3 protein-coding genes and 1 rRNA gene are annotated in these 6,527 nt (G+C 73.6%); 3 read left to right on the forward strand and 1 reads right to left on the reverse strand.

The annotated features are described in order from the left end of the window. Positions 1–7: 7 nt before the first annotated feature. The 3 genes from AB0L06_RS37005 to AB0L06_RS37015 all read left to right on the forward strand — a co-directional run bounded on the left by AB0L06_RS37005 (position 8) and on the right by AB0L06_RS37015 (position 6,161). The gene (locus AB0L06_RS37005) at positions 8–2,368 is read left to right on the forward strand and encodes a helicase-associated domain-containing protein (protein ID WP_500235858.1); all 2,361 of its coding nucleotides are present in this window, start codon (positions 8–10) and stop codon (positions 2,366–2,368) included. Positions 2,369–2,778: 410 nt separating this feature from the next. After that, entirely contained in the window at positions 2,779–4,323 is a 1,545-nt protein-coding gene (locus AB0L06_RS37010) for a TROVE domain-containing protein (protein ID WP_500235859.1), read from the forward strand. Between the two features lie 185 nt (positions 4,324–4,508). After that, positions 4,509–6,161 (forward strand): DNA repair helicase XPB, encoded by a 1,653-nt coding sequence (locus AB0L06_RS37015; protein WP_500235860.1) that lies wholly within the window; start codon positions 4,509–4,511, stop codon positions 6,159–6,161. Between the two features lie 294 nt (positions 6,162–6,455). Here AB0L06_RS37015 and rrf read toward each other — a convergent pair. Then, a 5S ribosomal RNA gene (gene rrf / locus AB0L06_RS37020) occupies positions 6,456–6,527 on the reverse strand; the annotation flags it as partial.

Consider the following 6,527-nt stretch of genomic DNA (forward strand, 5'->3'; position numbering starts at 1 on the left):
CCGGGCCATGGTGGACAGCTTCGCGGACTGGCTTCGCTCCCGCGACGACGACGAGCTGCGGGCCCTGCTCGCGGCGCGCCCTGAGCTGGTCGCGCCCGTTCCCGCCGACCTGACCGCGCTCGCCGCGCGGGCCGCCACGCCCGCCGCGGTGTCCCGCGCCCTGGACCGGCTCGACGTGTTCGCGCTGGCCGTCCTCGCCGGGGTCGTCGTGCTGCCGGACCCGGTCCGGGTCGCCGATCTGGCCACCGCGCTGCCCGCGCCGCGCCGCGCCGTGTCGGCCACGCTCGCCACGCTGCGCCGGAACGCCCTGGTCTGGGGCGCCCGGTCGTCCCGCGCCGCGCCCGGCGTCCGGCAGGCGCTCCCGCATCCGGCGGGCCTCGGCCCGCCCGCGGCCGAGGTGTTCGCCTCCTACCCGGTCGACCGGCTCACCGCCCTGGTCACCGACCTCGACGGCGAGGTCCCGCGCGGGTTCACCGACGCGAGCCGCCTGATCGCGCGGATCGCCGAACGGCTCGACGACCCGTCCGAGCTGATCGCGGACGCCGGGGACGACGCCCGCGCCGCCCTGGACCGGCTCGTCTGGGGCCCGCCGGTCGGACGCGTCGCCGACGCCCGCCGCCCGGTCCGCGTCGACACCGCCGAGACCCCGATCGAACGGCTCCTCGCGCGCGGCCTGCTCGCCGCCGAGGACGACCGCACCGTGACCGTCCCGCGCGAGGTCGCCCTCCACCTGCGCGGCGGCCACCTGTTCCGCGACCTCGCCGCCGACCCGCCCGCGTTCGGCACCGACGCCCGCGCCCGGGACGGGGACACCATCGTGCGCGGCGCCGCGGGCGAGGCGTTCACGGTCGTCCGGGAGATCGAGGAGCTGCTGGAGCGCTGGAGCCTGGAGCCGCCGCCGGTGCTGCGCAGCGGCGGGCTCGCCGTCCGCGACCTGCGCGCCGCCGCCACCCTGCTGGACGTCCCGGAGTGGCGGGCCGCGCTGCTCGCCGAGATCGCCCAGGCCGCGGGCCTGCTCACCCGGTCCGGCGACCTGGACGGCGAGTGGCTGCCGACGCCCGCCTACGACCTGTGGCTGCGCCGCGACATCGCCGGCCGCTGGACCGAGCTCGCGCACGGCTGGCTGCGCACCGACCGCGTGCCCGGCCTGGTCGGCGAACGCGACGACCGCGACCGGCTGGTCAACGCGCTCAGCGAGTCCGCCCGGCACGGCAGCGCCCCCACGACCCGGCACGCCGCCCTGTCGATCCTCGCGGACGCGCCCGCCGGGATCCCGGTCACCCCGACCGCCGTCCGCGAACGGCTCGACTGGCTCCAGCCGCGCCGCGGCGGTCCGCTCCGCGACCGGCTCGTCGACTGGACGCTCCGTGAGGCCGCCGTCCTCGGCCTCACCGGCTACGGCGTCCTGGCCCCCTTCGCCCGCGACCTGCTGGACGGCGCCGACCCCGAGCCCACCCTCGCCAAGCACCTCCCCGAACCCGGCGACAAGGTGCTCATCCAGGCCGACCTGACCGCGGTCGCCCCCGGCCCCCTCGTCACGGACCTGGCCCGCGAACTGGCCCTCACCGCCGACGTCGAGTCGACCGGCGGCGCGACCGTCTACCGGTTCACGGCCGCCTCCGTCCGGCGCGCCCTGGACGCCGGACGCTCCGCCTCCGACCTGCTCGACACGCTGACCAGGCACTCCGCGACGCCCGTCCCGCAGCCGCTGGCCTACCTGGTCGAGGACGTCGCGCGCCGGCACGGCCAGCTCCGCGTCGGGTCCCTGGTCTCCTACGTCCGCGCGGACAACCCGGCCACGCTGGACGAGATCCTCGCCGACCGCCGCGCCGACCCGCTGCGGCTGCACCGGCTCGCGCCGACCGTCCTGGCCTCCGGACTGGGCCGCGCCGACCTGCTCACCGGGCTGCGCGGGCTCGGCCTCGCCCCGGTCGCCGAGTCGCCGGGCGGCGGCGTGATCGTCACCCGCCCGGACGCGCGGCGCGCCGAACCGCCGCCGTCCACCGAGATCGTCCGGCTGCGTCCCACCGACGCCGCCGAGGACTCGGTGATCATCGCGACCGTGCGGGCGCTGCGCGCGGGCGAGGAGGCGTCCCGCCTCGGCGCGGCCCGCCAGGCCGCCCGTCCGGACGGCGAGCCGCCGCGCTCCCCCTCCATCGCGACCGTCGAGCTGCTGCGCGGCGCGGTCGAGAAGGGCACCCGCGTCTGGATCGGCTACCTCGACCAGCAGGGCCAGGCGTCCAGCCGCATCGTCGAGCCGATCCGCGTCGAGGGCGGCTTCCTGACCGGCTACGACGCGACCCGCGCGGCCGTCCACCGCTTCGCCCTGCACCGCATCACCGGCGTCACCGAACTCAAACCCGAATAATTCGATTGCCACCCGGCCCTTTTCCGGGGCAAGGTGTTCCTCGTACGGCGAAACAACGGCCCGAGAGGAGGGCTCCGGAAATGCACAGACCGCAGCGAGAGCCCGCGGGCTGCAGAAAAGCCGTCCCCAGACGCGCGCCCGGTGCGTAGGCAGCGGTTACTTCCACTCCCAATGGGGCGACGCAGGTTCGAATCCTGCCCGTCCGGCTCGACGGACGGTAGCTCAGCGGCCCAGAGCACCAACGTTCCGCAGCCGCCCTTGATCTCGGGCGCGTCCTTCGTCCCTCCCGATGCGCAGGCCGGAGCTACTTCTTCGGCACGTCCACGGCGAGAAATCAGCCGTGACGTAAAGCTCCGGCCGATCCGGCCTCGGGAGGGGCTTTTTCTTTCCGCCTCTCAGGAGGTCCCACCATGTCCAAGTTCAACCGCGGCCGCATTTCCGGCGCGACCGGCCCCGTGAAGAGCCTTTCTCGCCCGACCGCCCTCAACCACGAGGGCGCGCTCGCATTCACGCGGGACGCCAAGAGCGAGCTCTTCGTCTTCGCGGTCTCCAACATGGTGGGCGAGAACTCCTTCTACGAGCGGGCCGACCAGCGCGACACCCGTTTCCGCGACCTGGTCGGGAAGGTCGCCGTGGACGACCCGGACTGGCTGGCCCGCATGGTCGGCTGGCTCCGCGACACCGCCGGGATGCGTTCGGCCAGCGTCGTGGCCGCCGCCGAGGGCGTCGCCGCCCGCCTCGCCTCGGACGCGCCGGGCGGGAACCGCGCGCTCGTCCGCGCCGCCCTGCGCCGCGCCGACGAGCCGGGCGAACTGCTCGCCTACTGGCGGTCCCGGTTCGGCCGCGCGCTGCCCCAGCCGGTCAAGCGCGGCGTCGCGGACGCCGTCCGCGCCCTCTACACCGAGCGGTCCCTGATCAAGTACGACACCGGGACCGTCCGGTTCGCGGACGTCCTGGAGCTCACCCACCCGCGCGCCGCCGACGCCCGCCAGGGCGACCTGTTCCGCCACGCGATCGACCGCCGCCACGGACACGACGACACCGTCCCCGAGTCGCTGACCATGCTGCGCGCCCGGGCGGACCTGCTCGCGCTGCCGCACGGCGAGCGCCGCGAGCTGCTCAATCGGCCGGACGCCGCCGACGTCCTGGCCGCCGCCGGAATGACCTGGGAGTCCCTCGCGGGCTGGCTCGGCGGACCGCTCACCGCCGCGTTCTGGGAGAAGATCATCCCGTCGATGGGCTACCTCGCCCTGCTCCGCAACCTCCGGAACTTCGACAAGGCAGGCGTTCCGGACGAGGTCGCCGAGCGCGTCGCCGCCCGTCTCACGGACCCGGACCAGGTCGCGCGCTCCCGCGTGCTGCCGATGCGGTTCCTGGCCGCGCACCGCGCGGCGGGCTCGCTGCGCTGGGCATGGCCGCTGGAGCGGGCACTGGACGCGTCGCTGGCGAACGTCCCGTCCCTGCCCGGACGGACGCTGATCCTCGTCGACCGGTCCGGTTCGATGTTCGGCCCGCTGTCCGCGCGCTCGGACCTCACCGCGGCGGACGCGGCGGCGATCTTCGGCACCGCGCTCGCGAAGCGGGCCGAGAGGGGCGACCTCGTCCAGTTCGGCACCGAGCACAAGGGCGTCCCCTGCGGACGCGGCGAATCCGTCCTCACGGTCGTCCAGCGGTTCCGGAACCTCGGCGGCACCGACACCGCCGCCGCGCTCCGGGCCCACTACCGCGGGCACGACCGGGTCGTGATCGTCACCGACGAGCAGACCTGGGGCGCGGACCCGACCTCCGTGATCCCTTCCCACATCCCCGTCTACACCTGGAACCTCGTCGGCTACCGGTACGGCCACGGACCGTCCGGCACCGCGACCCGGCACACCTTCGCGGGCCTCTCGGACGCCGCGTTCGCGATGATCCCCCTCATCGAGTCCGGCCGCACCGCCTCCTGGCCCTTCTGATCTACCCGAGGGTGTCCGCTACGTCACAGCGGACACCCTCGGGAAGAGCCCGGAGGTCCCGGAGCGTTGTGTTCTCGGGGTAACGTGCGCAGACCGTCCGCCGCGCGCCTCGGCGCCGACGCCGCCGCGTCCGCCCGCCGACCCCGTCCCACCCGCCGTCCGATGAGCTTGGGGGCACTGTTCTCGTGACCGATGGGCCGCTGATCGTCCAGTCCGACAAGACGCTGCTGCTGGAGGTCGACCACGAGCTGGCCGACGCCTGCCGGCGGGAGATCGCGCCGTTCGCCGAGCTGGAACGCGCGCCCGAGCACGTCCACACCTACCGGGTGACCCCGCTCGCGCTCTGGAACGCGCGCGCCGCCGGGCACGACGCCGAGCAGGTCGTGGACGCGCTGCTGAAGTACTCCCGCTACCCCGTCCCGCACGCCCTGCTCGTGGACGTCGCCGACACCATGGCCCGCTACGGCCGGCTGCGGCTGGAGAAGGACCCCGTCCACGGCCTGGTGCTGTCCTCGTCCGACCGCGCGGTGCTGGAGGAGGTGCTGCGCGCCAAGAAGATCAAGGGCATGATCGGCGACCGGGTCGGGGACGACGCGGTGGTCGTCCACGCGAGCGAGCGCGGCGCCCTCAAGCAGGCCCTGCTCAAGCTCGGCTGGCCCGCCGAGGACTTCGCCGGCTACGTCGACGGCGAGGCCCACCCCATCGACCTGGACGAGGACGGCTGGGAGCTGCGCCCCTACCAGCGCGAGGCCACCGAATCGTTCTGGCACGGCGGCTCGGGCGTCGTCGTCCTGCCCTGTGGATCCGGCAAGACCACCGTCGGCGCGGCGGCCATGGCCAAGGCCAAGGCGACCACGCTGATCCTGGTCACCAACACCGTCTCCGCGCACCAGTGGAAGCAGGAGCTCCTGCGCCGCACCACCCTCACCGAGGACGAGATCGGCGAGTACACCGGCGCGAAGAAGGAGATCCGCCCGGTCACCATCGCCACCTACCAGATCATGACGACCCGCCGGAAGGGCGTCTACCAGCACCTGGAGCTGTTCGACGCCCGCGACTGGGGCCTGGTCCTCTACGACGAGGTGCACCTGCTGCCCGCGCCGATCTTCCGGATGACCGCCGACCTGCAGGCGCGGCGTCGCCTCGGCCTCACCGCCACCCTCGTCCGCGAGGACAACCGCGAGGGCGACGTCTTCTCCCTGATCGGCCCCAAGCGCTACGACGCCCCCTGGCGCGACATGGAGTCGCAGGGCTGGATCGCCCCCGCCGACTGCGTCGAGGTCCGCGTCACCCTCACCGACTCCGAGCGGCTCGCCTACGCCACCGCCGAGCCGGAGGAGCGCTACCGCTTCTGCGCCACCACCGACACCAAGACCCGCCTCGTCGAGGCGCTGGTCAAGCGGCACGCGGGCGAGCAGCTGCTCGTCATCGGCCAGTACATCGACCAGCTGGACGAGCTGGGCGAGCTCCTCGGCGCGCCCGTCATCAAGGGCGAGACCCGGGTGAAGGACCGCGAGCGGCTGTTCGACGCCTTCCGGTCCGGCGAGCAGAACGTCCTGGTCGTGTCGAAGGTCGCCAACTTCTCCATCGACCTGCCCGAGGCGACGGTCGCCATCCAGGTGTCCGGCGCGTACGGCTCGCGTCAGGAGGAGGCGCAGCGGCTCGGCCGGCTCCTGCGGCCCAAGGCGTCCGGCGCGGGCGCCCGCTTCTACGCCGTCGTCGCCCGCGACACCCTCGACCAGGACTACGCGGCGCACCGGCAGCGCTTCCTCGCCGAGCAGGGATACGCCTACCGGATCGTCGACGCGGACGCCGTTCTGTCAGGCGAAGACATCTGACGAAAACCACCGGAAGTCTCGACATCACCCACCACTGATCGCGATCATGGGCGCGCTCTCGTCGTCGTACGAGAGGAGCGTCCATGCAGCCGCGCCGCCAACTACACCCCACCCGGCTGACACCCCCTGGAGTTCACCCCGAGCAGGACGAAGACCGCGTACTACCGAGCACGCTGGCTGATCTCCGCCTATCAATAGCCCGGAGGGAAACAAAAAGGGCCCCGCCATATTCATGGCGGGGCCCTGAAAAGTGGTGAGGCCCGCCACTTTCGTGGCGGGCCTCACTCAATATAAGTCCGGCGGCGTCCTACTCTCCCACACAGTCTCCCATGCAGTACCATCGGCGCTGAGGGGCTTAACTACCGG

It is taken from the genome of Spirillospora sp. NPDC052269, assembly GCF_040679435.1.
In the GTDB taxonomy this organism is placed as follows: domain Bacteria; phylum Actinomycetota; class Actinomycetes; order Streptosporangiales; family Streptosporangiaceae; genus Spirillospora.